Below are 25,524 nucleotides of genomic sequence, written 5' to 3'. Positions count from 1 at the left end.
CGATGCGGGCTTTTTCATATCCGCCGCGCCCGAACCCCGCCGTGCCGCGCATGCCGGTTTCCTCTGCTTGATCGACTTCGGGTAAATTACCCACCCAACACCCCCATCATTCCCCATTTCACCCGGAGCCGCCCTCGATGCAGGACCATCTTCTCCCGCTCGACCTGTCCGGCCTTGCGCCCAGCCTGTACGCGCAGGGCACCGAGGAGGGCATCCTGTCGCGCCTGATGGAGCGGATCGCGCCGACCCACCGCTTCTGCGTCGATATCGGCGCGAGCGACGGCCTGCGCAACAGCAATACCGCGCGGCTGCTGCGCGAACAGGATTGGGCCGGCGTACTGGTGGAAGGCAGCGCATACCGGTTCGGCAAGCTTGCCGCGCACTACGCCGGTGCGGAGCGCGTCCGCCTGCATCATGATCGCGTCCAGCCCGACACGGTCGATCAGTTGCTCACCGAGGCGAACGTGCCGACCGACTTCGACCTGCTGTCGATCGACATCGACGGCAACGACTACTGGGTGTGGCGCGGCCTGCAAGCGTTCCAGCCGCGCATCGTCGTGATCGAATACAACCCGTACTACACGCCGCCCGAGCGCTGGGTCATGTGCTTCAATCCGGACCACGAATGGGACGGCTCGACCTATTACGGCGCGAGCCTCGAATCGCTCGTGCATCTTGGCAGGCAGAAGGGCTATGAGCTCGTGTGCTGCGACGACATGGGCAACAACGCGTTCTTCGTGCGGCGCGACCTGTACCCGCTGCTCGGCATCGCGAACAACGACCCGTCGGTGTTGTTCCGACCGGCGATGTACAAGCTGCGCTACGTCGGACACAACACGTTCCTGACCGGTCATCCGTATCGGCACGGGCCGGCCGAGCACATCTGAATGGATACGCTCGCCGCCACCTTCGACGAGATTCGCGAAGCCTACGGGCTCGGTCGCGGCGGGCCGCCCGCGCAGGTCAGCGAACGGGTGTGGCATCTGCCGACCGACAGCGGCGCAGGCGTGGCAGTCAAGCGCTATGCCGGCGAACACCATGCGCGTGCGGTGAAGGAAACCGCCGTCCTCGCGCATCTGGAAACGCACCGCGATACTCGCTTCCATGTGCAGACGCTGAAGCGTACAAGGTCCGGCGAATCGCTTTGGTCAGGACAAAATTCCCATGCGATGCTGACCCGCTGGGAAGTCGGGCAATTCAAAACCTACGATACGTTCTCGACAACCGAATGGGATGCGCTCGGCGCCAGTCTGGCCGCGTTGCACGTGAGTCTCGAACAACTGCATCTGCCGTCGCTCGACACGATCCATGCGCGGCTGACTTCCATCGACGCGGATGCGATACGCGGCAGCCTGCTGGATGCACTCGATCGAGCCGATGCGAACGCTGCCGCCGCCGCGAACCTGCGCCGCTACGTCGATCTCGCGCTGCGCATGCTCGACCGCTACTATCCGGGCAGCATCGAAGCGTTTCCGGCCGACGACCCGCAGCATCCCATTCACAACGACTACAACCAGTTCAACTATCTGTTCACGGGCACGCTGCCGCCGCTGATCCTCGACTGGGAAGCATCGATCGGTGCCCCGCGCGAATACGAACTGGTGCGATGCCTGAATCATTTGCCGCTGGAGGCGCCGGACCGCGCGCAAGCGTTCGTGCGTGCGTACCAGCGAGTGCGGCCGGTGAACCCGGCAAACATCGCATGGGCGGTCGATGCCGCCTGCTTGCAGCACGCGCTGAAGCTGTGGGTCGTGCAAGGCTGGCTCGACGATCCGTCGCGCTTCGCGTCGCACCTGAACGGCGCGGTGACGATGGCGTCCGCGATGGTGGACGCGCGTGACCATCTGATCGATTTCTTTTCCCGTTGCGTGGAAGCAGGAAGCTGATGTGAGTACGAGCCCGAACGAGATCCCGAATCGGCCGCGCGCCGGCGAGCGGCAGCACGTGTTTCCGCCGCCGCTCGATCGCGATTACCGCGTCGAGGACGGACGCGTCCAGACACGCTCGCTGGAAGCGCATATCGTCGATCACTGCAATCTCACTTGCGCGGAATGCTGCTCGCTGTCGCCGCTCCTGCCCGAGTGGCATGCGAGCCCCGCATCGATCGAAGCCGATTTGCGCAAGGCCGCGAAGGTGTTGCGCCCTCGCATGTTCAAGCTGGTTGGCGGTGAGCCGCTGCTGCATCCGGCGCTCGTCGAAATCGTCGAGCGCGCGCGCGGCACCGGCATCGCGCCCGTGATCTCGGTCACGACGAACGGCCTGAAACTCGGCGAGATGCCCGACGCGTTCTGGCAAGCGGTGGATGCGCTGACGATCTCGCGCTATCCGAAGCCGGCGCTTTCCGCCGATCTGGTCGCGCATGTCGAGCGCCAGGCCGCACGCTTCGACGTGCGTCTGAACTGGAAAGTGCAGGACGTGTTCACGACGATGAACCGCGCACAGCCGGGCACGGATCGCGACGAAGCCCGACGCATTTATCACGATTGCTGGATCCGGGAGCGCTGCCATATGATTCGCGACGGCATGTTCTACACGTGCACGCGCCCCGCGCATTTCCATACGTTGTACAAGGGCGAGAAGGACTTTCAGGCCGACGGCCTGCCGCTGCGCGACGACGCCGGCATGCTCGACGCGATGCTCGCGTATCTGCAACGCGAGACGCCGCTCGAAGCATGCCTGCATTGTCGGGGCGGCAGTGCGCCGGTCGCGCCGCATCGCATCCTGAAACGCATTGAAGTGGACACCTTGAAGGCTCGTTATCCATGATCGTCGGCACGCGCGACCCGTTCGGTTTCGATCGGCTGTACTACCATCCGCGCAGCGGCGTGTCGGCATCCGGCATCCGCGCCGTATTGCGGGCGTCGGGGCAACCGGCCGGCGCGCCGGACGCGGCCGCCATCGCGGGCTACCTGAGCGGCGAGCGTCTCGTCGGCCGTACCGTGCTGCGCGACGTGCGCGCGGTGCCGCCCGGTCATGCATTGACCCGGTCGCCGCAAGGGCTGACGGTGCAGCCGGCGCCCGAGCGGCCACGGCCAGCCGATCTCGACACCGTGCTGCGCGCGTCGCTGCAGCGCGCGCTCGACAGCGGCAAGCGGGTCGCGCTGGCGCTGAGCGGCGGGCTCGATTCGGCGCTGCTGCTCGCGTTGCTGCGCGAACTCGGCGCGTTGCGGCACGTGACGGCCTACATCCTTGCGACCGACATGCCCGATTACTGCGAACGCGACGCGGCGCTCGAACTGGCCGCGCAGATGCAGGCGAACGTGAAGATCGTGCGCGCGAACGAGGCCGATTTCGTCGCGGCGCTGCCGAGAACGACCCATGCGGTCGAGGAACCGATGTTCAACCTGCATCCGGTCGCGAAGCTGCTGCTGGCCGACGCGATGGCGGCGGACGGCGTCGAGGTGGCGATTACCGGCGACGGCGCGGATCAGGTCTTGCGCCGCGACCGCTCGGCCAACTATCTGCCGCTGTGCCATGCGCTGTTCGACGAGGCCTCGGTCGACCTGCATCCGCCGTTCGTCGATGCCGCCGTCGTCGCGCATCTGACGAGCATCGCGCCCGACCCGAACAAGCAGTGCTTGCGCGATCTCGGTGCGCGCCTGAACCTGCCGGACCGTCTCGTGCACGGCCCCAAGCGCGGGCGGCTCGCGCCGGCGATGAATCTCGCGACGCTGCTCGATCGCGACCGCACGCAGGCACTGGCCGATACGCTCGGCCTGGCCGTGCCCACGCTGCAGGCGGATACCGAACGCGTGCTGTGGACGACGCTGACACTGCTTCTCGATCATCTCGATCGCCTTCACCGCGATGCCGCGCATCGCCCAACCTGAGCCGCTCATGAAACGCATCCTGTTCTGCGTGGTGCCCGAGAAGGGCCACGTCAATCCGTGCATCGGCCCGGCCCAGCATCTGCGCGCCGCCGGCTGCGACGTCGCGTTCTATGCGCCGGCCGACATCAGCGCGCAGCTCGACGGCGCGGGCGACTTCGCGTTCGTCGGGCCGCGCGAGACGCCCGAGCGCCACGACCTGTCGCGCGGCGCGAGCTTCGCCGCGAACATTCGCGACGCCGACTGGCTGCGGCACTGGATCCGCACGCTGCTGATCGACCTTGCGCCCGCGCAGGTGGACGGCATTCGCGCGGTGCTGCGCGAATGGCAGCCCGACGTGGTCGTGATCGATCCGCTGCTCTATGCGGCGGCGATTGCCGCCGAGCTGGAAGGGCTGCCGTGGGTGTCGATGTCCAATTCGCTGAATCCGGTGCTGCCGGACGATCTCGATTCGGAACTGCTGCGCACGGTGCGATGGCTCGAGCCGGAACGCGCGCGCCTGTTCGCGCGCTACGGCCTCGACGCGCGCTTTCGCGGTTGCGACGTGCTGTCGCCGCACCTGACGCTCGCGTTCACGACCGACGCGCTCGTCGGCGCGCCGCCGCCCGGCGTCGAGCTGGTCGGCCCCGCGATGCCGTCTGGCCCGCGCGGCGACGAGACGGTGTTTCCGTGGGAACGCCTCGACGCGGATCGCCCGCTCGTCTATATGTCGCTCGGCAGCCAGCTTTACTACCACCCGGACCTGTTCGCGAAGGTGATCGACGCGACGCGTGCGACGGCCGCGCAACTGGTGCTGTCGGTGGGCGAACTGGTCGATTCGAATCTGCTGCCTGCCGGCGACGAACGCGTGATCGCGGTGCGTTACGCGCCGCAACTGGCGTTGCTGCGGCGCACGCACGCGTTCGTCAGCCACGGCGGCGCGAATTCGGTGATGGAGTCGCTCGCGTGCGGCGTGCCGATGCTGCTGTCGCCGTTCTGCAACGACCAGTTCCATTCGGCGCATTTCGTCGAGCGGGCCGGCGCGGGATGCGTGCTCGATCTGCGGCAGGCCGGCGTCGCGGCCATTACCGACGCGCTCGAACGCCTGTTGCGTGCCGGATCGTTGCGCGAGCAGGCGGCGCGGATCCGCGACAGCTATGCCGCGTGCGACGGCTCCGCGCAAGCGGCCCGCCTGATCAGCGCACTCGCTTCAGGAAGCCGCCTGGCGACAGCGTCATGAGCACGCGGTCCTCGATGTCGTGGTCGACTTCGAACCGGTCGTCGCGGCCAAGAAACGCGCGTGTAGCCGTGGCCGGGTTGTTGCCTCGGCCGTACGGCTTGCCGTCGAACATCGACTCGGGCAGGTACTCCATGATCGTGTCCATCACGATCGCGTAGCTGCCGGGCGTCACGAACGGCGCATAGCATTCGAGTTCGCGCAGCACGTGCGCGTGCGTATGCGTGAGATCGAGAATCGCCATCACGCGCGCGCCGTCGCCGATCTGCGCGCGCACCGACGCGAGCGTGTCGGCCGCGCACGATTCGCCCTCGATCAGCACCATGCGGTGGGCGAGCCGGTGCGCGTGCAGGCGCTGGCGGACCTCGTCGCGCAGGCGCGGCTCGATCGCGACGACGCGGCCATCGGTGCCCGCCAGCTCCAGCATCGACGCGGTGAACACCACGCCGCCGCCCGCCGCGATGCCGGTCTGCACGATGCAGTCGGGACGCTCGCGCCAGATGAGTTCCTGCAGCGCGAGCATGTCGCCGGGCAGATGGAAGAAGCGCTCGCCGAGCCAGCGGGTCTGGAACAGATGGCCGAATTCGGCGGCGCGCGTCAGCCATTCGATGTTGATGTCCCGCATGCGGGCCGAAGGACGCTCTGACATGGTCGATGCAACGAGTAGGAGTGACGTGAAAACGCTGGAATCGTGGCTTCACCGGTACTGGAACACCGGGCCGGCGCGCCTGCGGGCGCTGGCGTCGGGCCATACTAACAAAACGTATCTCGTCGAGGGCGATGCGGGGCGCACGGTGCTGCGCGTGTCGTGGTCCGGCAAGCCGGTCGCGCAGATGCGGCGCGAGGCGTCGATACTCGCGCGTCTCGGCGAGGCGCGCACGGTGTCGACGCTGCCCGCGCTGCCGCGGCTGCGGCCGACCGTCGACGCGCAACCCGGCGTGCAGACGCCCGACGGGAACTGGTTGCATCTGTTCGAGCATATCGACGGCCGTCCCGGCCTGCCGGACGACCCGCATGCGGGCGCGATCGATGCGATGCGCACGCTCGCGCAGCTGCATGCGGCGCTGGCCGCGATACCCGCCGGCGAAGCGGCGCCGCTGGCGTGGCTGTCGGCCCGTCATGCGCGCGTCGCGGCGCGCGCGATGCCGTCGCTGCCGGCCGGCTTGAGCGACGACTACGGCACGGTGATCCGGCGGATCGGCATGCATCTCGACGCGGCGGCATCGTGGTTGACGGGGCCGGTGCATTGGCTGCACGGCGACTATCACGCGGGCAACCTGCTGTATGTCGGCAACGCGGTGAACGGCGTGCTGGATTTCGACGACGTGGGGCAGGGCGCGCAATGGCTCGAGGCGGCCTTTGCGTCGTTCGCGCTGTCGCGCGATGCGGGCCGGGACGATGGCTTCGTGTTCGACCGCGGGCGATGGGCGGCCGGCCTGGAGGCTTATGCGGCGACGCGGCCGGATGCGACGCCGGCGTGGCTGCGCGACAACCACGACGCGCTGATGACGCTGTTCTGCGCGGATCAGACGCTGATCCATCTCGAGGCCGCGCAGCGCGGGCTGTGGATGCCGGGGCCCGGGATCGGTTTCCTTGGCGGCTGGCGCCAGTTGCTGGACGGGACGGTGCCCGCGGGTTAGCGGGGCGTCGCGTCGGCGCGCCGCCGGTTCAGGAACAGGCGCACGGCTTCGACCGTGTCGGGCCGCGCTTCGCCATGCCGCGACCCGTCGTGCAGGCAGAACAGCACGTCGCGCTGCCGCGCCGTGCAGGCGTCGACATGCGCGCACATCGCGTCGAACAGCGCCTGGGGTGACGGGGGCGGCCGCTGCCAGTCGTCCAGTATCGCGGTCCAGCCGGTGTGTTCGCGCCGCAGGCGCGCGAGCACGGCCGCGCGATCGTCGGGCGGCATCAACCCGTACGGAAGGCGCAGCGGGATCGTGTCGGGCGCGGCAAGGCCGGCGCGGCGGTAGACGTCGCGGATCAGCGCATCGGTTGCATCGATCTCGTCGATCAGTGCGGCGTCCGCGAGCGCGCCCGGCCTCGCATGCGAATAGGTGTGATTGCCGAGCCGGTGGCCTTCGCGCGCGATTCTCGTCGCGACGTCGAGCGCGCGTGGCAAGTGCTGGCCGAGCACGAAGAACGTCGCCGCGCACGCGGCGTCGCGCAGCACGTCGAGCAGCGCGGGCGTCGACGGGCCGGGGCCGTCGTCGAAACTGAGGTGAATGGACGTCATGGATTGCCAGGCTCGCTCACTGAACCGGCTCGATGGCCAGCGGGCAGGTGCCGACCGGACGCAGCCGGGAGCCGGTCCATTCGTGGAAGAAGCGGGCCGCTTTCGCGTGGCCGTCGCCGCAATCGTCGTTGAAGCAGCCGGCGACGATCAGCAGCCTGCTGCCGGCACGGAAGTCGACGCGCTCGTCGTCGTTGCCCATCACGCCCGAGATGGCCGTCACGCCGGGCATCGTGTACGTCGCGCCCGTGTTCTTGTCGAGGATCGCGAAGTTTCGGCAATCCGTTCCGCAACCCCAGATCGCGACGCGGTAGTGGCCGGCAAAATTGGCCGGTCGGGCGAATGCGTCACGAATGACGGTGCGGTACAGGCGCGCTTCACTGCTGGCGAGCCGAGGCGCGCCAGCCGGTTTGCACGGCGCGCGGGTGGCGGCCGGCGCCGGATAACGGTCGAACGCAGGCGAGGCGCAGGCCGCGGCCGGCGAGGCCGCGGGTGCCGCACCGGCGGTACCGGCGGTACCCGCGCCGGCCATCGGCGCGATCGAGGCGCCGGCGATCAGCAGAAGTCGATGGGCGAGCGTCACGCGCGTGTTCTTCATGTTCGAGAGGGATGTCGGGCCGCAGCGGCCGAGCTGCCGGCGACGACGATTCTATGACGCTTCGCGCGGGGCGGCGACACGGAATGGCGGTCGTGCGCCCGCCGCCCCCGCGACGCCGCGCGGAATCGCCCAGTCGAGCGTCGTCAAACCGCCGCGATATCACGCTGCCTGACGTCTCATGCCGCCTTTGCGCGGCTCAATCGGCCAGCCGCTTGTCGGCGAGCGCCTTGCAGCAGTCCTCGTACACCCACTGCACGAGTTTGGCCCGATAGTCGAGATCGTCGGTATCGACGATTTCCTCGACCGCGTCGCGCGCCCACGACGCGTCGACGAAGCCTGCATGCCGCTTCGCGATGTCCTGCGCGAGCGCCGCGAGCCTGGCGACCGCGAGCCAGTCGGCCTGGCGGTGATGGCGGTCGAGCCAGCGGTGCGCGGCCTGGACCTGGAACGCGGCGTCCGGCCAGGATTCGTTGAGGTAAAACGCGCCGAGGTTGCCGCAGGTGAGCCAGCAAAGCAGCTCCAGGCGGTCTTGCGAGCCGAGGGTATGGGATGCGTCGGACATGGCAGCGCTCACGAAGTGCGTCGATTCCGGGCGGCGCCGGCCGCAACGGGCCGATGCCGATAGTAAAAACATAGCACGATGCGGGCCCGGCCGCGCACCCGGGTGGACGCTGACGCGGCGTTGGCCGGACGAAGGCGCCGCCGGCCATGCGCGCGGGCGGCGGAGCACCGGCGCGGGGCCTGGCCGCTCCTTTCGGATGGCTGTCATTCGTCACACCAGCCACCGAAACGCTCGCTAGAATGGCGGCTTCCCTGGAGGCGGAACACGATGAAAATCTACGACCAGTTCTACATCGACGGCGCATGGCGCAAACCGGCCGGCACGGGCACGATCGACGTGATCGATTCGGGCACCGAAGCCGTGATCGGCCGGATTCCCGAGGGCGTCGCGTCCGACGCGCAGGCCGCGATCCGCGCGGCGCGCGCGGCCTTCGACGCGTGGGCGGCCACGCCGGCCGCGACGCGCGCGGGTTACCTGCGCAAGATCGTCGAGCATCTGCAGGCGCGCAGCGAAGAACTCGCGCAGTCGATCACCGGCGAAGTCGGCATGCCGATCAAGCTGTCGCGCGCGATCCAGGTCGGCGGCCCGATCTACAACTGGAAGGCGTACGCGAAGCTCGCCGAATCGTTCGAATTCGACGCGCGGGTCGGCAATTCGCTGGTGGTGCGCGAGCCGGTCGGCGTCGTCGCGGCGATCACGCCGTGGAACTACCCGCTCAACCAGGTCACGCTGAAGGTCGCGCCGGCGCTCGCGGCCGGCTGCACGGTGGTGCTGAAGCCGTCGGAAGTCGCGCCGCTGAACGCGTTCATGCTCGCCGAAGCGATCCACGAGGCCGGGCTGCCGGCCGGCGTGTTCAACCTGGTGTGTGGGTATGGCCCGGTCGTCGGCGAGGTGCTGGCCAGCGATCCGGACGTCGACATGGTGTCGTTTACCGGCTCGACGCGCGCGGGCAAGCGCGTGGCCGAGCTGGCGGCCGCGAGCGTCAAGCGCGTCGCGCTGGAGCTGGGCGGCAAGTCGGCGTCGGTGATCCTCGACGATGCCGATTTCGCGACGGCCGTGAAGGGCACGGTCAACGCGTGCTACCTGAACGCGGGCCAGACCTGCTCCGCGCATACGCGGATGCTGGTGCCGCAAGCGCGCTACGAAGAGGCGCGCGAGCTCGCGAAGGCGGCGGCCGAGTCGTACGTCGCGGGCGACCCGCGGCACGAGGCGACGCGCCTCGGCGCGCTGGCGTCGGCCGCGCAGCAGCAGCGCGTGCAGGCGTACATCCAGCGCGGCATCGACGAAGGCGCGGAACTCGTGACGGGCGGCACCGGGTTGCCGGCAGGGCTCGAAAAGGGTTTCTTCGTGAAGCCGACCGTGTTCGGCCGCGTCGATCCGAAATCGACGATCGCGCAGGAAGAGATCTTCGGGCCGGTGCTGTCGATCATCACGTATCGCGATGAAGAAGAGGCCGTGCGGATCGCGAACGATTCGCCGTACGGGCTCGGCGGTGCGGTGTGGGCAGGCAGCGACGAGCGCGCGATGCGCGTCGCGCGCCGCCTCCGCACGGGGCAGGTCGACATCAACGGCGGCACGTGGAACGCCGCCGCGCCGTTCGGCGGCTTCAAGCAGTCGGGGTACGGCCGCGAGAACGGCGTGTACGGGCTCGAAGAGTATCTCGAGTACAAGTCGATACAGTTGAAGCCGGCGAAGCCGGCCTGAACGCCGCTCGCGGCCCGAATCGGAAACGGCACGCTCGCGTGCCGTTTTTTTCTTGACGGCCGTCAAGGTGCGCGGCGGTGGATCGTCGATCATCGCGGTTCCGATGTTCCGACGAGGTTTCAGATGACCGTACGCACTTCCTTTCCGCCGCTGACGATCCGCGGCCGCACCTTGCTGCCCGTCGTGCAGGGCGGCATGGGCGTCGGCATCTCCGCGCACCGGCTGGCGGGCAGCGTCGCGCGCGAAGGCGCGGTCGGCACGATCGCGAGCATCGACCTGCGCCACCATCATGCGGATCTGCTCGCGCGTTGCCGCGCGCAACCCGATCGCGCGACGCTCGAGGCGGCGAACCTCGACGCGCTCGCGCGCGAGATCCGTCTCGCGAAAACGTACAGCGAAGGCCGCGGGATGATCGCGGTCAACGTGATGAAGGCGGTGAGCGCGCATGCGGACTACGTGCGGGTCGCGTGCGACGAGGGCGCGGACGCAATCGTGATGGGCGCGGGCCTGCCGCTCGATCTGCCCGACCTCACGCAAGGGCGCGACATCGCGCTGATCCCGATCCTGTCGGACAGTCGCGGGATCGCGCTGGTGCTGAAGAAGTGGATGAAGAAGGGCCGCTTGCCCGATGCGATCGTGATCGAGCATCCGGCGCACGCGGGCGGCCACCTCGGCGTCACGCAGCTCGACGACATGCACGACGGCCGCTTCGATTTCGCGCGCGTGCTCGACGAGACCGCGCAGGTGATGGCGTCGCTCGGTGTCGCCCGCGACACGATCCCGCTGATCGTGGCCGGCGGGATCAACAGCCACGACACGGTGCGCGCGGCGTTCGCGGCCGGCGCGAACGGCGTGCAGGTCGGGACGCCGTTCGCGGTGACCGAAGAGGGCGATGCGCATCCGCGTTTCAAGCGCGTGCTTGCCGATGCGACGCCCGACGACATCGTCGAATTCGTCAGCGTGACGGGGCTGCCGGCACGCGCGGTGAAGACGCCGTGGCTCGATCGTTACCTGCGCAACGAGACGCGCATTCGCAACAAGCTCGGCGCGTTCAGGCAGCGTTGCCCGACCGCGCTCGAATGCCTGAGCGTATGCGGGCTGCGCGACGGCATCGAGAAATTCGGCCACTTCTGCATCGACACGCGGCTCGCGGCCGCGCTGCGCGGCGACGTCGCGAACGGGCTGTTCTTCCGCGGCCGCGAAGCGTTGCCGTTCGGCCGCGCGATCCGCAGCGTGCGCGATCTGCTCGACCTGCTGCTGACGGGCAGTGCGACCGAGCCTGCGGCAAACCGTCCCACGTTTACGCTGGCTTGACCAATATCAAGATGACGAAAAGACCCTACAGCGAGAATGGAAACCATTCTTTGGGGGTCCGTACCATGCATAAAACGATTCGAACTTGTGTCACCGCCGCCGCCGTCGCGGCGAGCGTCCTCGCGATGCCGTCGCTGTCGTACGCGGCATCGCCGGGGGACGGCATCAACCAGGGTGACGTACTGGTTCGGCTTCGCGCGATCAGCATCCAGCCGAACGAGCGCGCGAGCGACACGCTCGGCGCGATCAACACGGGCGTGAACAACGCGATCGTGCCCGAGCTCGACTTCACGTACATGATCCGCGACTACCTGGGCGTGGAACTGATTCTTGGCACGTCGCGGCACCAGATGACGTCGAGCCTCGGCAATCTCGGCGGCGTGGGCGTGCTGCCGCCGACGCTCTTGCTGCAGTATCACTTCAACCATGCGGGCAAGGTGCGTCCGTACGTCGGCGCCGGGTTGAACTACACGTACTTCTACAACAACGGGCTCAACGTCGGCGGGGAGGGCGTGTCGATCAACAAGAGCAGCTTCGGCCCCGCGCTGCAGTTCGGCGTGGACGTGCAGTTGACGAAGAAGGTGTTCATGAACGTCGACGTGAAGAAGATCTGGATGAGCACCGATGCGACGTTGGGCGACAAGGGCATCGGCACGCTGCACATCGATCCGCTGATCGTCGGCGTGGGCGTCGGGATGAAGTTCTAGACGCGACAGTAAAAGAACAGAGTTGGGGTTGGCGGCATGGCGGTCGGCATGCCGCTCTTTTTTTGTGCGCGCGGATTTACAGCTTGTCGTACTGGAAGCGCATCGCGGTGCCTTCGCGCGTGATGCGTTCCCACACCGCCCGCTTTTCGTCGTCGCTCAGGAACACCCAGTTCGAGACTTCGGCGGCCGTGCGGCCGCACCCCTTGCAGACTTCGTCGAAAAGCGTCGAGCACACGCCGATGCAGGGGCTGTCGGGGAGGTCGTGAAGATTGGAGGCCATCGGCAGGGTTCGCGCAGTTGAATCGTCAGCCGCCATTTTAATGCATCGCGGCGGCCCGGCCGGACGTTGCCGCCCGCATGCCGTCCCGGCGCGGGAGCGCGACAGTACTGCCCGGCGTTGCGCGCGGCCGTCGAACGGGCCGTGCGTCATGCAAACGCGGATTCTCCGTCGTCCGTTTTTGCCGGTGGACAACCGCCGATTACCCGATAGAATTCCCCCGGAACGCCCCGCCGCACGGGCGGCTCGACCGACCGGCGGCGGGAATCTGTTCCGTTTGCGCGACACCGGCATGATTTTTTTGTGACGGGGCGCGAATGATGGTAGTTTTCGGGGTTTTCGAGGGGCGGCGCGCCGGAATGCGCCGCCATGACGAGGCAGACGGCAGCCGGGCAACGCGTCCGGCCGAAGGGAGAACGGGATGAAAGCAAAGGTAGTGGGCCGGTTCGCGGCGCTCGCGCTGTGCGTGGGCGCATCGGCGGCAGCGGCGAAGGATACGCAGCTCAATGTCTATAACTGGTCGGACTACATTGCGAAGGACACGATCCCGAACTTCGAGAAGCAGACGGGCGTCAAGGTCCGCTACGACAACTACGACAGCGACGACACGCTGCAGGCGAAGCTGCTGACGGGCAGCTCGGGCTACGACATCGTCGTGCCGACCAGCAACTACGCGGGCAAGCAGATCGCCGCCGGCATCTTCGCGCCGCTCGACAAGTCGAAGCTGCCGAACCTCAAGTACCTCGATCCGCAACTGATGGCGCTCGTCGCCGGCGCGGATCCGGGCAACAAGTACTCGGTGCCCTGGGCGTACGGCACGACCGGTCTCGCGTACAACCTGACGAAGGCGCAGCAGGCGCTCGGCAAGGTGCCGCTCGACAACTGGGACATCCTGTTCAAGCCGGAAAACATCGCGAAGCTGAAGACCTGCGGCGTGTCGGTGCTCGACGCGCCCGACCAGATGTTCGCGGCGACGCTGCACTACATCGGCAAGGATCCGATGAGCACGAACCCGGCCGACTACAAGGCCGCGATGGACGTGCTGAAGAAGATCCGCCCGTACATCACGCAATTCAACTCGTCGGGCTACATCAACGACCTGGTCGGCGGCGACATCTGCTTCGCGTTCGGCTGGTCGGGCGACGTCGTGATCGCGAAGCATCGCGCGATCGAGGCGAAGAAGCCGTACAAGGTCGAGTACTACATTCCGAAGGGCGGCGCGCCGGTGTGGTTCGACGTGATGGCGATCCCGAAGGACGCGAAGAACAAGGAAGCCGCGCTGCAGTGGATCAACTACATCGAGGATCCGAAGGTGCACGCGGCGATCACCAACGCGGTGTACTACCCGAGCGCCAACACCGAGGCACGCAAGTACGTGCGGCCCGACGTCGCGAACGACCCGGCCGTCTACCCGCCGGCCGACGTCGTGAAGACGCTGTTCCTGCTCAAGCCGCTGCCGCCTGAAATCCAGCGTCTGCAGACGCGTCTGTGGACCGAGTTGAAGTCGGGCCGCTGACGCGAGCCGAAGTGAACCCGCGGTCATGAAGCCCCTGGTGCCCCCGGGGGCTTTGTTCGTCTAACGCAGGAGAGAAGCAGCACATCATGAATAGCCAGTCGGGCGCGCCGGTTGCGGGCGCGCCGTTCTCCGTTTCCTCCTCCGGCGCCGATGCGCGCGCCGAGAACTTCATCCAGATCGTCGACGTCGTCAAGAAATTCGGCGACACCGAAGCCGTGCGCAGCGTCAACCTGACCGTGCGCCAGGGCGAGCTGTTCGCGCTGCTCGGCAGCTCGGGCTGCGGCAAGTCGACGTTGCTGCGGATGCTCGCGGGCCTCGAGACGGTCACGTCGGGCAAGATCCTGATCGACGGCGAGGACCTCGCGCAGATGCCGCCGTACAAGCGGCCCGTGAACATGATGTTCCAGTCGTATGCGCTGTTCCCGCACATGTCGGTCGAGTCGAACGTCGCGTTCGGGCTCAAGCAGGAAGGCACGCCGAAGGCCGAGCTGAAGGCGCGTGTCGCGTCCGCGCTCGAACTCGTGCAGATGGGCAAGTACGCGAAGCGCAAGCCGCACCAGTTGTCCGGCGGCCAGCAGCAGCGTGTCGCGTTGGCCCGCTCGCTGGTCAAGCGCCCGAAGCTGCTGCTGCTCGACGAGCCGATGTCGGCGCTCGACAAGCAGATCCGTCAGCGCACGCAGATCGAGCTCGTCAACATCCTGAACAAGGTCGGCGTCACGTGCATCATGGTCACGCACGACCAGGAAGAGGCGATGACGATGGCGAACCGGCTCGCGGTGATGAGCGAAGGCCAGATCGTGCAGATCGGCTCGCCGAACGAAGTGTACGAATACCCGAACAGCCGCTTCTCGGCCGAATTCATCGGCTCGACGAACCTGTTCGACGGCGTGACGGTCGAGGACGAGCCCGATCACGTGTACATCGAATCGCCGGAGCTGCCGAGCCGGCTGTACGTGAGTCACGGGATCTCGGGCCCGCTCGGGATGCCGGTCACGGTGTCGGTGCGCCCCGAGCGGATCGCGCTCACGCGCAAGCCGCCCGAAGGCGCGTTCAACTGGGCGCGCGGCCGGATCAGCAACGTCGCGTACATGGGCGGCTATTCGCTGTATCACGTGAAGCTCGACGGGGGCAAGACGGTGATCGCGAACGTGTCGAGCCTCGCGATTTCCGAACTCGACACGCCGGCGCTCGCCGACGAGATCTACGTGCGCTGGAGCGCGACCGCCGGCGTGGTGCTGACGTCATGAACGCGTTCAAGTCCCTGCTCGAGTGGCCGGTGCGGCGCTTCAACCTGACGGGCGCCACGGCGGTCGTGGCCGGCCCGTTCACGTGGCTCGTGCTGTTCTTCCTCGTGCCGTTCGTGCTGGTCGTGAAGATCAGCTTCGCGGAGCTGCAGCTCGGCATCCCGCCGTATACGGAACTCACGTCGTACGCGGACGGCGTCGTGCACATCGCGCTGAACCTGTCGCACTACGCGTTCCTGTTGACCGACAGCCTGTATTTCGCGACCTACGTGAATTCGGTGGTGGTGGCCGCGATCACGACGCTGCTGTGCCTGCTGCTCGGCTATCCGATGGCGTATTACATCGCGCGCTCGAACCCGGCCACCCGCAACCTGCTGATGATGGGCGTGATGCTGCCGTTCTGGACGTCGTTCCTGATCCGCGTGTACGCGTGGATCGGCATCCTGAAGAACAACGGGCTGCTGAACAACTTCCTGATGTGGATCGGGCTCACCCATGCGCCGATCGAGCTGTACCGCACGAACTACGCGGTGTACATCGGGATGGTGTATTCGTATCTGCCGTTTCTCGTGATGCCGCTCTACGCGCACCTCGTGAAGATGGACCTGCGCCTGCTCGAAGCCGCGTACGACCTCGGCGCGAAGCCGTGGAAGGCGTTCGTGCAGATCACGCTGCCGCTGTCGAAGAACGGGATCATCGCGGGCTGTCTGCTGGTGTTCATTCCGGCGGTCGGCGAATACGTGATTCCGGAGCTGCTCGGCGGCGCGAATACGTTGATGATCGGCCGCGTGATGTGGAACGAGTTCTTCAACAACGCGGACTGGCCGATGGCGTCGGCCGTGACCTGCGCGATGGTGCTGCTGCTGCTCGTGCCGATGGCGATGTTCCAGCACTTCCAGGCGAAGGAACAGGGAGGCCGCCGATGAAGCCGAATCGCTACCTGCAGTTCGCGGCGCTGTTCGTCGGCTTCGCGTTCCTGTACATCCCGATCCTCAGCCTGATCGTCTATTCGTTCAACGAGTCGAAGCTCGTCACCGTGTGGTCGGGTTTTTCGTTCCGCTGGTACGCGGCGCTCGTCGAGGACGACGAGTTGCTGACGGCTGCGTGGCTGTCGCTGAAGATCGGCGTGCTGACCGCGTTCGCGTCGGTGTTCATCGGCACGTGGGCCGGCTTCGTGCTCGCGCGGATGGGGCGCTTTCGCGGCTTCGCGCTGTTCAGCGGGATGATCAACGCGCCGCTCGTGATCCCCGAGGTGATCCAGGGGATCTCGCTGCTGCTGCTGTTCATCGAGCTCGCGAAGTGGATCGGCTGGCCGGCCGAGCGCGGCGTGTTCACGATCTGGCTCGGCCACGTGATGCTGTGCATTTCCTACGTCGCGATCATCGTGCAGTCGCGCGTGCGCGAGCTGAATCCGTCGCTGGAAGAAGCCGCGCTCGATCTCGGCGCGACGCCGCTGAAGGTGTTCTTCACGATCACGCTGCCGCTGATCTCGCAGGCGTTGATCGCAGGCTGGCTGCTGTCGTTCACGCTGTCGATCGACGACCTCGTGCTGTCGGCGTTCCTGTCGGGCCCCGGCTCGACGACGCTGCCGCTCGTCGTGTTCTCGCGCGTGCGCCTCGGCCTGAACCCGGAGATGAACGCGCTCGCGACGCTGTTCATCATCGCGGTGACGGCCGGCGTCGTGATCGCGAACTTCGTGATGCTGCGTCAGGAACGCAAGCGGATGGCGGGGTTCGCCGCCTGACGGGCCGATTGCAGCCGTCATGAAAAACGCCCGGTGCCGACGACGAGTCGGGCCGGGCGTTTTGTTTGGCGGCGCGTCACGATCGCCGGCCCGTCGCCGGCGTTCATGCGCCGAACGCCGCCTTCGCCAGCAACCCCAACGCGACGCACACGAGCACGGCCGCGAACCCGGCCTGCACGTGCCGCGCGGCGAGGTGGCGCGACGCGCCGCGGCCGATCGCCATCCCGATCGCGGTCGCGACGGTGAACCACAGCGTCACGTCGAGCGGCGCGCGCGTGCCCGACACGAGCGTGGCCAACACGCCGCCGGTGCCGACCAGCGCGATCACCATCAGCGACGTCGCGACCACCCCATGCATCGACACGTTCGTGAACTTGCGCAGCATCGGCACGATCACGAAGCCGCCGCCGACACCGAGCAATCCCGTCATCAAGCCCGTGACCGCGCCGGTCGACGCCAGCGCGATGCCCACGGGCCACGACCACACGAGCCGGCCCGTATCGGGATTCACGCGGCCGACGCACAGCGGCGACGCGTCCGCATCGGCCGCCTGCCGCCGCAGCGCCTGTCGCAGCAGGCGCCCGGCGACGACCAGCATCGTCAGCGCGAACAGCGTGAGCAGCAGGCGCTGCGGCAGCACGTGCGCGAGCCGCACGCCGAGCGTGGTCAGCGGCACGCCGGCCACGGCCATCAGCAGCGCGGCGCGATAGCGCACGAGCCCACGGCGAAAGCCTTCGAGCGCGCCGAGCGCGGCGCTGCCGGCCACCGCGACGAGCGCGACGGGCGTGGCCTGCTGCATCGGCCAGCTCATTCCGACGACGAGCGCGGGCACCGCGAGAATGCCGCCGCCGGCGCCGGTCAGGCCGAGCACGGCGCCGACGAAACCGCCGAGCACGAGGGAAATCAGCATGACGTCATCGCGCTCCGGTCAGCGTGCGATCGCGGGCTTCGCGAGCCATTCGCGGCCCTTGAGCATCGCCTTCCAGTAGAGCGGCGGCAGCACGCGCTCCTTGAGCAGCCATGCGAGCCGCGATGGCCGCTTGCCGTCGATCAGCCATGCGGGGAAGGTCGGCGCGACCTTGCCGCCGTACAGGAACTCGGCGAGCACGATCTTGCCGCGCTCGACGGTGAGCGGGCACGAGCCGTAGCCGTCGTACACCGCGTCGCCGTGCGCGCGGCCGAGCGACGCGAGCAGGTTGTGCGCGACGACGGGCGCCTGCTTGCGGGCGGCCGCGGCCGTTTTCGCATTGGTCGTGTTGGTGACGTCGCCGAGCGCGTAGATGTCGGCAAACTGCTTGTGCCGCAGCGTCGCCGGATCGACGTCGATCCAGCCGGCCGCGTCGGCGAGCGGGCTCGCGCGCACGAAGTCCGGCGCCTTCTGCGGCGGCACGACGTGGATCATGTCGAACGCGCGCTCGACGGTTTCCTTGCCGCCTTCCGGCAGCGCGCGCGAGAACGTCGCACGGCGCGCGGGCCCGTCGATCGCGACGAGGTTGTGGCCGAACGACAGCGCGATGTCGTAGCTTTTCACGTACTCCATCAGCGCGGGCACGTAATCGGCGACGCCGAACAGCGCGCCGCCCGCATTGAGGAATTCGACGTTCGCGGCCGCGAGTCGGCCCGCGCGCCGCCAGTGGTCGCATGACAGGTACATCGCCTTTTGCGGCGCGCCCGCGCACTTGATCGGCATCGGCGGTTGCGTGAAGAGCGCATTGCCGCCGCGGAACGCCCGCACGAGTTCCCACGTGTACGGCGCGAGATCGTAGCGGTAGTTCGACGTGACGCCGTTGCGGCCGAGCGTGTCGGCGAGGCCGTCGATCGCGTGCCAGTCGAGCTTGAGCCCCGGGCACACGACGAGCTTGCGATAGCCGATGCGCCGGCAGCCGTCGAGCACGACCGCATGCGCGTCGGGCTCGAAGCCCGCGACGGCGGCCTGGATCCGCTGCACGCCGCGCGGCAGCACGTCGGTCATCGGCCGCGCGGTGGTGCCGGGCTGGAACACGCCCGCGCCGACCATCGTCCACCCGGGCTGGTAATAGTGGACGTCGGCCGGATCGATCACCGCGATGTCGAGCGACGCGTCGCGCGCGAGCAGGCTCGACGCGACCGCGATGCCCGCCGCACCGGCGCCGACGATCACGATGTCGTGCCGTGCGTCCACGGTCGGCGCCGTCCGGCGGCCGCCTGGCGCGATACGGGAGGCGAGTGCGCTCAGATCGTAGCCAGCCGCGCCGGCGGCTGCCACGAGGTCGTCCAGCGGCCGCAGCCCGGCTTGCGACAGCGCCCACAGCGTGGCCGAACGCGTGCCGCTGCGGCAGTACGCGAGCACGGGCCCGTCGAGCGACGCAAGCAGCGCACCGAACTGCGCGGCCTGGTCGTCGGTTACCTTGCCGGTATCGACCGGCAGGTAATGCACGTCGATGCCGAGCGGCGCGGCGGCCGCGCGGATCTCGGTGACGGTCGGCTGGTCGGCGCCTTCGCCGTCGGGCCGGTTGCAGATGATCGCGCGGATGCCGGCCGCGTGAAGCGCGGGCAGGTCGGCCGCCGCGATCTGCGGCGAGACCGACAGCGTGTCGGTCAGCTTGCGGATGGTCATGTCGGGGTTCTCCGGATGGGCGGGGCGCGCGGCTCAGATCGCGTCGAGCGGAATCTTCAGGTAGCGCACGCCGTTGTTCTCGGGTTCGGGCAGGTGGCCGGCGCGCATGTTGACCTGCACGGACGGCAGCATCAGCACGGGCATGTCGAGCGTCGCGTCGCGCGCGGTGCGCATCGCGACGAAATCGTCCTCGGTCACGCCGTCCTTCACGTGCACGTTCGCGCGGCGCTGCTCGGCGACGGTCGTCACGAACTGCACGTCGCGGCCGCCCGGCTGGTAGTCGTGGCACAGATACAGGCGCGTGTCGGGCGGCAGCGCGAGCACGCGCGCGATCGAGCGGTACAGCGTGCGCGCGTCGCCGCCGGGGAAGTCGCAGCGGGCCGTGCCGTAGTCGGGCATGAACAGCGTGTCGCCGACGAACGCCGCGCGCTGTGTCGCATCGTCCACGCAGTAGGTCATGCACGCGGGCGTGTGGCCCGGCGTGTGCAGCGCGCGGATCGTCAGCGCGCCGAGCGCGAGCGTGTCGCCGTCGTCGACGAGCCGGTCGAACTGGCGGCCGTCTTCCGCGAAGCCGGGGCCGGCGTTGAACAGCGTGCCGAACACGTGCTGCACGCGACGCACGTGCGAGCCGATCGCGATCCGGCCGCCGAGCCGTGCTTTCAGATACGGCGCGGCCGACAAGTGGTCGGCGTGCACGTGCGTTTCCAGCAGCCAGTGCACGGTCGCGCCGAGTTCGGCGACGCGCGCGATCAGCCGGTCGGCGCTGGCGGTGCGCGTGCGGCCGGATTTCGGGTCGTAGTCGAGCACGCTGTCGATCAGCGCGCACGCGCGGCTCGCCGTATCGAGCAGGAGATAGCTGACGGTGTGGGTCGCCGGGTCGAAAAAACCTTCGACCGACAGGGCGGGGGCGTGGCTCACGGGGTGTCCTCGATTGGGTTCTGCATCTGCAATCGCGGTCTTTGCTTCAAGAAGCGTGCCAACCTGCGGTGCAGCGTCCACCGATGTGGCAAGGACTTGATTCGGCTCGGTTTTTCGGTGCATCGGCGGCCCGCCGAAGGCGGCGGCGACATCCGGTTGACGACGATGACTGCCACAACTGGCAGTGTCGTGGCAGAATTGGCAGCCTGCCTGGCAGTCCGTCCGGGCGCCCCTTCGCCGAGCGAGCCGCCGCATGAATCCGCACGACACCATTCCGATCGTCCCCGCCCCGCGCCACGACGCGATGCCCGACGTACGCGCACTCGTCGCGTATCTCGAGCAGGACCCGCAGCCGATGATCGTCGTCGATCCCGACTACCGGATCCTCGCGGCGAACGACGCGTACCGGCGCCAGTTCGGTGTGGCCGGCGTCGAGCACGTGGGCCGGCACTGTTTCCAGGTGTCGCATCACTACGACGTGCCGTGCGATCAGGCCGGCGAGCATTGCCCGATGAAGCAGGCGCTCGAATCGCGCGGGCTGAACCGCGTGCTGCACATCCATCACACGCCGCGCGGCCCCGAGCATGTCGACGTCGAACTGCGGCCGATCTTCGATGCGCACGGCAACGTAATCGCGTATGTCGAGCGGCTGACGACGGTGCGCAGCGCGTCCGCGCAGCCGAGCGCGGAAGGGCTCGTCGGCGGCTCGGACGCGTTCAACGCGGCGCTCGGCGCGCTGCAGCGCGTGGCACCCTCGACGCTGCCGGTGCTGCTGCTCGGCGAATCGGGCACGGGCAAGGAGCTGTTCGCCCGCGCGCTGCACGAGGCGAGCGGCCGCGCGATGGGGCCGTTCGTCGTCGTCGATTGCTCGGGGATCGCCGAGACGCTGTTCGAGAGCGAGCTGTTCGGCTACGAGAAGGGCGCGTTCACGGGCGCGAACCAGCGCAAGCCGGGCCTCGTCGAAACCGCGCAGGGCGGCACGCTGTTTCTCGACGAGATCGGCGACGTGCCGCTGCCGATGCAGGTGAAGCTGCTGCGGCTGATCGAATCGGGGACGTTCCGGCGTGTCGGCGGCGTCGAGGCGCTGCGCGCCGATTTCCGGCTCGTCGCGGCCACCCACAAGCCGCTGCGCGAGATGATCGACGACGGCCGGTTCCGGCAGGATCTCTACTACCGGATCAACGCGTTTCCGATTCCGCTGCCGGCGCTGCGCGAACGGCGGGGCGACGTCGCGCTGCTGGCCGAATCGATCCTGCGGCGCATCGCGAACGCGCGCGGCAAGGCGGGCGACGCGAATGCCCGGCCGTTCACGCTGACCGAACGCGCGCGCGCATGCCTCGACGCGTATGCGTGGCCCGGCAACATCCGCGAGCTGCGCAACGTGCTCGAACGCGCGTGCCTGTTCGCGGACGACGGGACGATTCGCGTCGAACACCTGCCGGCCGAGCTGGTCGCGGCCGCGGCCGCGCCGCACGTGCAGGCGGCGGACACGCGCGGCGTGTCGGACGCGGAGCTCGTGCGCATCGCGCGCGCGTTCGACGGCACGCGCAAGGCGCTCGCCGAACGGCTCGGATTGAGCGAACGGACGCTGTACCGGCGGATGAAGGCGCTCGGTCTCGGTACGCGGGAGCGCTGAACGGCGGGTGTCGCGCGAGGCTGTCGGCGGCGCGCGGCTTCGTCGATAATGGCGCGTTCGATTCTGACCTCGTCGCCGATGAAAATACGCTTCCTTTTGCCTGGCCTGTTTCTCACGGCGGCAGCGCTGTCCAGTCCAGTACAGGCGGCCGATTACACGTGGACCGACGCGGCCGGCGCGCATGCCGTGACGCTCGCCAGAACCGTATCCGGCGACGACGTCGAGCTCAAGGTGTCCGCGACGCTCGACGGCCGCCCCGACTGGACGGTGCGCGACTACGTGAAGGATTGCCCGGTCGACGTGATTCTCGACGTCGTGCCGAAATCGATCGAGATGCGCGACCTGCTCGGCACCGGCCGCAAGCAGTTCCTGTTCGCGTACAAGATCGGTTGCCGCGGCGACGTGAGTGCCGATCAGGTCAAGTATTTCCTGATCGACGCGGGGACGAAGTACGTGCTGCGCGGCGAGGAAACCGTGACGGTCAACGGCAAGTTGGTCGACGGCGGCGCGGCGCCCGTGCCGAACGCGGACCTGAAGGCGCAGCCCGCGTTTCTGCGCTACATGACGAAGCGCTGGCGCGGGATCAGCATGCGCAGCGACTAGGGCGTGTTATTGGCGTGAACGGGCGCTGGCCGGACGCCCGGCCGTTGGGCGCGCGATACCGGCCGCCAGCGGTGAAACGGGCGGCACACGGGAAATCCGCTCGCCGCCCGCCCGTCATGCGATCAACGCACCGGCGCCAACTGCGCCATCGCTGCGCGCATGAAACCCAGCAGCGTGTCGTCGGTCCACGAGTCCTTCGACAGCGCCGGCTCGTTCATCAACGCCTGACGGAATTTCGCGTGCGTGGCCGGATCGTCGCCCGCGTAGCTGCGGAACAGCTCGAGCCAGCGCTGCGCGAGCGCGCGGCCTTGCGGCGAATCGGGCGGCGTGCCCGCATCGATCGCATCGCGCACGTCGGCCATCAGTTGCGGCCATTCCATCGCGCGTTCGGCGTAGTGCGCCCGCATGAAGCGGATCTCGTCCGGCGTGAGGTACTTCTCGAAGAGCCGCATCTTCGTTTCCGACGATGCGCGCAGCACATAGTCGCGCAACGCGGTCGAGATGCCGAACTTCGACTGCATCGACGGCTCCTGCTCGTGCATCAGGTTCAGCTTCGCGAGCAGCCGCGGATCGTTGTTCGTGTCGCGCACCAGCAGCGCCATCCAGCGCGCGGCGAGCGCACGCACGCGCTCGTCCTCGGCGGGCACGCCCGCCTCGTGCAGCGCACGAACTTGCGCGACGAGCGCGATCCATTCCGCGTCGCCGGCCTGGCTCTTCTGGTACATCGGCAGGCGCGCGAGTTCTTCCTCGGAGAAATATTTGTCGTACACGGTCATCAACTCCAGTGTGGTGAGCCAATCGGCCAGTTCCGGCTCGGTGCCTGCCGCGAGCTGCGCATGCAGGCTCGCGAGCCGCTCGCGCAGCTGCGCGGTTTGCGCGAGCTGGCGGTCGAGCGACGCGATCTGCTTCGCGACGAGATCGACGAGCGGGGTGCCGGGCTGGTTCAGGTAGTCGCCGATTTCGGCGAGCGACAGTCCGAAGCGACGCAGGGCCTGGATCTGGTGGAGCCGGGCGATGTCGTCGCGGTCGTACAGCCGGTAGCCGTTGTCGGCGCGCGCCGAAGGCGTCAGCAGGCCGATGGCGTGATAGTGATGAAGCGTGCGGACGGTCAGCCCGCTGCGTTTCGCCAGTTCTCCCACTTTCAGCCGCATTCGTTCCTCCGTTCGGTGCGCACACTGGAGTCTCGAACGTTACGCTACGTGAGGGTCAAGCGGAAGATCGGCGATCGGGCGCGCGTGGCGGGTAGCCGCACGCGCGTCCGATCCGAGGGGGCCGGTTATTGCGCCGAAGGCGCGGCGGCGCGTGCTTCCTTGCCGGTCGCAGTGTCGCCGGCGGCGTTGCCGGCCTTGTCGGACGGCGCGTCCTTGCCGGCCGGCGGCGTGCCCATCGCCTGGTAAAGCCGCGCGGTATCCGCGAGCCGCGCACCGGTCGCGCGAATCTCGTCGAGCCGCGCATTGCGGTACTGCAACTCGCTCGCGCGCGCGGCCGACGGCGGCAGCGCGCCGAGCCGCACGCGGGCGGCCGCGTCGTCGTATGCGCCCCGTGCGGACAGCGCGGCGCGCGACGACGCATCGAGCGCTTGCGCGTCGTGCTCGAGCGCCGCGAGCGAATCGGCGACGTTCTGGAACGCGCCGAGCACCGCCTGCTTGTACTGGTCGACCGCGGCCTCGTAAGTCGCCTTCGCCGCGCGGCGCTGCGCGAGCAGCGCGCCGCCGTGAAAGATCGGCTGGCTCAGCGACGCGCCGACGTTCCAGATCGCGCCGGCGCCCGACAGCATCGCCGGCCAGCTGAAGCCGCCTTTGCCCATCGCCGCCGACAGTGACAGTTGCGGGAACATCTGCGCGGTCGCGAGGCCCACTTCGGCGGCGGCGGCCTTCAGCCCCGCGTCGGCGGCCTGGATGTCCGGGCGGCTTTGCAGCAGGTCCGACGGCACGACGACGGGCACCTGTTCGGGCAGGTGCAGGTCGGCGAGCGCGAGATCGGCCGGCGGCCGGTCGGGCGTGCGGCCGACCAGCACCGCGAGCGCATGGCGCGCCGAGTCGCGCTGCTGGCGCAGCGCGGGCAGGCTCGCCGCGAACGTGTCGGCGCTTTGCCGGGCATTGAGCGCGTCGCTGCGCGATGCCGAACCGAGCGCGTAACGGCGCTCGGCGTCGTGCGCCTGGTCGTTCGCGAGCGCGACGAGCCGCTCGGTGGTCTCGATCTGCGCATTGAGCACCGACACGGTGATCGACGCGGTGACGATGTTCGCGGCCAGCGCACGCCGCGCGGATTCGAGCTGGAACGCGCTGACGTCGACGCGTTTCGCGAGCGCGCGGTTCCCGAAGCGCGACACGCCGAACAGGTCGACCGTGTAGCTCGCCTGCAGTTGCCCGACGAACGTGTCGTACAGCAGCGTCGGCGCGCCGAGCGCGGGAATCGGCACGCCGAGCGCGCGCTGGCGCGCGGCCTGGCCGACCGCGTCGATCGACGGCAGCATCGAGCTGCCGATCTGCCCGCGCAACTGTTCGCGCGCGGCATCGAGCGAATGCGACGCCGCGCTCAGCGTCGGGCTGTTGCGCAGCCCTTCGTCGACGAGCGCGTTCAGCGCATCGGAACGGTACTGTTTCCACCAGTCCGGCACCGGCTGTGCGCCGACCTCGAACTGCTGCGCGACGCCTTGCGCGGACACGGTCTGCTCGACCTGCGGCGCGGCGCCGTAGTGCGCGGGCGACGGCATCGCGGGCGGCTCGCCGCTCGGCGCGAACCATGCGCAGCCCGCGAGCGGGCCGGCGAGGCTCGCCGCCGCGAGCGCCCGAACGGTTTTCGTTTTCAGGGTCATCGATCGATTCATGG

General features: G+C 68.4%; 25 protein-coding genes. 15 read left to right on the top strand and 10 right to left on the bottom strand.

Going from position 1 to position 25,524, the window contains the following annotated elements; translation table 11 throughout:
- The first annotated feature begins 137 nt into the window (after window positions 1–137).
- From QZM15_RS21340 to QZM15_RS21320, 5 genes are read left to right on the top strand one after another with little or no spacing between them, the layout of a single operon-like run.
- Window positions 138–887, top strand: a complete 750-nt coding sequence (locus QZM15_RS21340; protein ID WP_059583491.1) for an FkbM family methyltransferase — start codon at window positions 138–140, stop codon at window positions 885–887.
- Window positions 888–1,886: a phosphotransferase enzyme family protein gene (locus tag QZM15_RS21335; protein ID WP_302107210.1), complete on the top strand. Its 999-nt coding sequence runs from the start codon at window positions 888–890 to the stop codon at window positions 1,884–1,886.
- Window position 1,887: 1 nt separating this feature from the next.
- A complete protein-coding gene (locus QZM15_RS21330; protein ID WP_302107209.1) occupies window positions 1,888–2,766 on the top strand; it encodes a radical SAM protein in 879 nt (292 codons plus the stop codon).
- On the top strand, window positions 2,763–3,830 hold the full coding sequence (locus QZM15_RS21325; protein ID WP_302107208.1) for an asparagine synthase-related protein: 1,068 nt from the start codon (window positions 2,763–2,765) through the stop codon (window positions 3,828–3,830). The genes QZM15_RS21330 and QZM15_RS21325 overlap by 4 nt, the downstream gene beginning before the upstream one ends.
- 7 nt (window positions 3,831–3,837) lie before the next feature.
- The gene (locus QZM15_RS21320; protein WP_302107207.1) at window positions 3,838–5,046 is read left to right on the top strand and encodes a glycosyltransferase; all 1,209 of its coding nucleotides are present in this window, start codon (window positions 3,838–3,840) and stop codon (window positions 5,044–5,046) included.
- Here the strand turns inward: QZM15_RS21320 and QZM15_RS21315 are convergent.
- A complete protein-coding gene (locus QZM15_RS21315; RefSeq protein ID WP_226290836.1) occupies window positions 5,003–5,692 on the bottom strand; it encodes a cephalosporin hydroxylase family protein in 690 nt (229 codons plus the stop codon). The two genes, QZM15_RS21320 and QZM15_RS21315, sit on opposite strands and share 44 nt — an antisense overlap.
- 25 nt (window positions 5,693–5,717) lie before the next feature.
- Between QZM15_RS21315 and QZM15_RS21310 the strand changes: the two genes are divergently transcribed.
- Window positions 5,718–6,683 (top strand): phosphotransferase, encoded by a 966-nt coding sequence (locus QZM15_RS21310; protein ID WP_302107206.1) that lies wholly within the window; start codon window positions 5,718–5,720, stop codon window positions 6,681–6,683.
- Here the strand turns inward: QZM15_RS21310 and QZM15_RS21305 are convergent.
- The 3 genes from QZM15_RS21305 to QZM15_RS21295 form a co-directional block, all read right to left on the bottom strand.
- Window positions 6,680–7,276 carry a polysaccharide deacetylase family protein gene (locus tag QZM15_RS21305; RefSeq protein ID WP_302107205.1) on the bottom strand — a complete coding sequence of 199 codons (597 nt, stop codon included), beginning with the start codon at window positions 7,274–7,276 and terminating at the stop codon, window positions 6,680–6,682. The two genes, QZM15_RS21310 and QZM15_RS21305, sit on opposite strands and share 4 nt — an antisense overlap.
- A 16-nt stretch (window positions 7,277–7,292) precedes the next feature.
- A complete protein-coding gene (locus QZM15_RS21300; RefSeq protein WP_302107204.1) occupies window positions 7,293–7,856 on the bottom strand; it encodes a hypothetical protein in 564 nt (187 codons plus the stop codon).
- Window positions 7,857–8,067: 211 nt separating this feature from the next.
- The gene (locus QZM15_RS21295) at window positions 8,068–8,433 is read right to left on the bottom strand and encodes a hypothetical protein (RefSeq protein WP_027784520.1); all 366 of its coding nucleotides are present in this window, start codon (window positions 8,431–8,433) and stop codon (window positions 8,068–8,070) included.
- A 267-nt stretch (window positions 8,434–8,700) separates the two neighbouring features.
- Between QZM15_RS21295 and QZM15_RS21290 the strand changes: the two genes are divergently transcribed.
- From QZM15_RS21290 to QZM15_RS21280, 3 genes are all read left to right on the top strand, one after another.
- Complete coding sequence (locus tag QZM15_RS21290) at window positions 8,701–10,137, top strand: aldehyde dehydrogenase family protein (RefSeq protein WP_302107203.1); 1,437 nt, start codon at window positions 8,701–8,703, stop codon at window positions 10,135–10,137.
- A gap of 123 nt (window positions 10,138–10,260) precedes the next feature.
- Window positions 10,261–11,451: a nitronate monooxygenase family protein gene (locus QZM15_RS21285; RefSeq protein WP_060966158.1), complete on the top strand. Its 1,191-nt coding sequence runs from the start codon at window positions 10,261–10,263 to the stop codon at window positions 11,449–11,451.
- Between the two features lie 65 nt (window positions 11,452–11,516).
- Complete coding sequence (locus QZM15_RS21280) at window positions 11,517–12,158, top strand: OmpW family protein (protein ID WP_089464783.1); 642 nt, start codon at window positions 11,517–11,519, stop codon at window positions 12,156–12,158.
- Between the two features lie 76 nt (window positions 12,159–12,234).
- Here the strand turns inward: QZM15_RS21280 and QZM15_RS21275 are convergent, their stop codons facing one another.
- Window positions 12,235–12,438 (bottom strand): DUF1289 domain-containing protein, encoded by a 204-nt coding sequence (locus QZM15_RS21275; RefSeq protein WP_006493160.1) that lies wholly within the window; start codon window positions 12,436–12,438, stop codon window positions 12,235–12,237.
- Between the two features lie 418 nt (window positions 12,439–12,856).
- Here QZM15_RS21275 and QZM15_RS21270 point away from each other — a divergent pair, with 418 nt between their 5' ends.
- The 4 genes from QZM15_RS21270 (at window position 12,857) to QZM15_RS21255 (ending at window position 16,939) form a co-directional block, all read left to right on the top strand.
- Window positions 12,857–13,951: a polyamine ABC transporter substrate-binding protein gene (locus tag QZM15_RS21270; RefSeq protein ID WP_059645918.1), complete on the top strand. Its 1,095-nt coding sequence runs from the start codon at window positions 12,857–12,859 to the stop codon at window positions 13,949–13,951.
- 86 nt (window positions 13,952–14,037) lie between these two features.
- Window positions 14,038–15,198, top strand: coding sequence for an ABC transporter ATP-binding protein (gene potA / locus QZM15_RS21265; RefSeq protein WP_059583465.1), 1,161 nt, complete (start codon window positions 14,038–14,040; stop codon window positions 15,196–15,198).
- Window positions 15,195–16,121 (top strand): ABC transporter permease subunit, encoded by a 927-nt coding sequence (locus QZM15_RS21260; RefSeq protein WP_059583463.1) that lies wholly within the window; start codon window positions 15,195–15,197, stop codon window positions 16,119–16,121. The genes potA and QZM15_RS21260 overlap by 4 nt, the downstream gene beginning before the upstream one ends.
- Window positions 16,118–16,939, top strand: coding sequence for an ABC transporter permease subunit (locus QZM15_RS21255; RefSeq protein ID WP_059583461.1), 822 nt, complete (start codon window positions 16,118–16,120; stop codon window positions 16,937–16,939). Before QZM15_RS21260 ends, QZM15_RS21255 begins: the two co-directional genes overlap by 4 nt.
- A gap of 103 nt (window positions 16,940–17,042) precedes the next feature.
- Here the strand turns inward: QZM15_RS21255 and QZM15_RS21250 are convergent, their stop codons facing one another.
- Genes QZM15_RS21250 through QZM15_RS21240 form a run of 3 tightly spaced genes read right to left on the bottom strand, consistent with a single transcriptional unit; the run spans window position 17,043 to window position 20,453 of the window.
- Entirely contained in the window at window positions 17,043–17,849 is an 807-nt protein-coding gene (locus tag QZM15_RS21250) for a sulfite exporter TauE/SafE family protein (protein ID WP_059583460.1), read from the bottom strand.
- 18 nt (window positions 17,850–17,867) lie between these two features.
- Complete coding sequence (locus tag QZM15_RS21245) at window positions 17,868–19,535, bottom strand: bifunctional protein tyrosine phosphatase family protein/NAD(P)/FAD-dependent oxidoreductase (RefSeq protein WP_302107202.1); 1,668 nt, start codon at window positions 19,533–19,535, stop codon at window positions 17,868–17,870.
- 33 nt (window positions 19,536–19,568) lie between these two features.
- Window positions 19,569–20,453, bottom strand: coding sequence for an MBL fold metallo-hydrolase (locus QZM15_RS21240; RefSeq protein WP_059583456.1), 885 nt, complete (start codon window positions 20,451–20,453; stop codon window positions 19,569–19,571).
- A 253-nt stretch (window positions 20,454–20,706) separates the two neighbouring features.
- On the opposite strand from QZM15_RS21240, the gene QZM15_RS21235 reads away from it, so the two are divergent.
- Window positions 20,707–22,089 (top strand): sigma-54-dependent Fis family transcriptional regulator, encoded by a 1,383-nt coding sequence (locus QZM15_RS21235; protein ID WP_124863587.1) that lies wholly within the window; start codon window positions 20,707–20,709, stop codon window positions 22,087–22,089.
- 78 nt (window positions 22,090–22,167) lie between these two features.
- Window positions 22,168–22,692 carry a M949_RS01915 family surface polysaccharide biosynthesis protein gene (locus QZM15_RS21230; protein WP_099316639.1) on the top strand — a complete coding sequence of 175 codons (525 nt, stop codon included), beginning with the start codon at window positions 22,168–22,170 and terminating at the stop codon, window positions 22,690–22,692.
- 122 nt (window positions 22,693–22,814) lie between these two features.
- Here the strand turns inward: QZM15_RS21230 and QZM15_RS21225 are convergent, their stop codons facing one another.
- Window positions 22,815–23,843, bottom strand: a complete 1,029-nt coding sequence (locus QZM15_RS21225) for a MerR family transcriptional regulator (protein WP_059583452.1) — start codon at window positions 23,841–23,843, stop codon at window positions 22,815–22,817.
- Window positions 23,844–23,968: 125 nt separating this feature from the next.
- Window positions 23,969–25,522: an efflux transporter outer membrane subunit gene (locus tag QZM15_RS21220; RefSeq protein WP_060318686.1), complete on the bottom strand. Its 1,554-nt coding sequence runs from the start codon at window positions 25,520–25,522 to the stop codon at window positions 23,969–23,971.
- Between the last annotated feature and the right edge of the window lie 2 nt (window positions 25,523–25,524).

Source organism: Burkholderia sp. AU44665, from assembly GCF_030504405.1.
Taxonomy (GTDB): Bacteria; Pseudomonadota; Gammaproteobacteria; order Burkholderiales; family Burkholderiaceae; genus Burkholderia; species Burkholderia semiarida.
The sequence above is the reverse complement of the archived record's forward strand: the minus strand, read 5'-3'. Positions and strand labels throughout refer to the sequence as shown.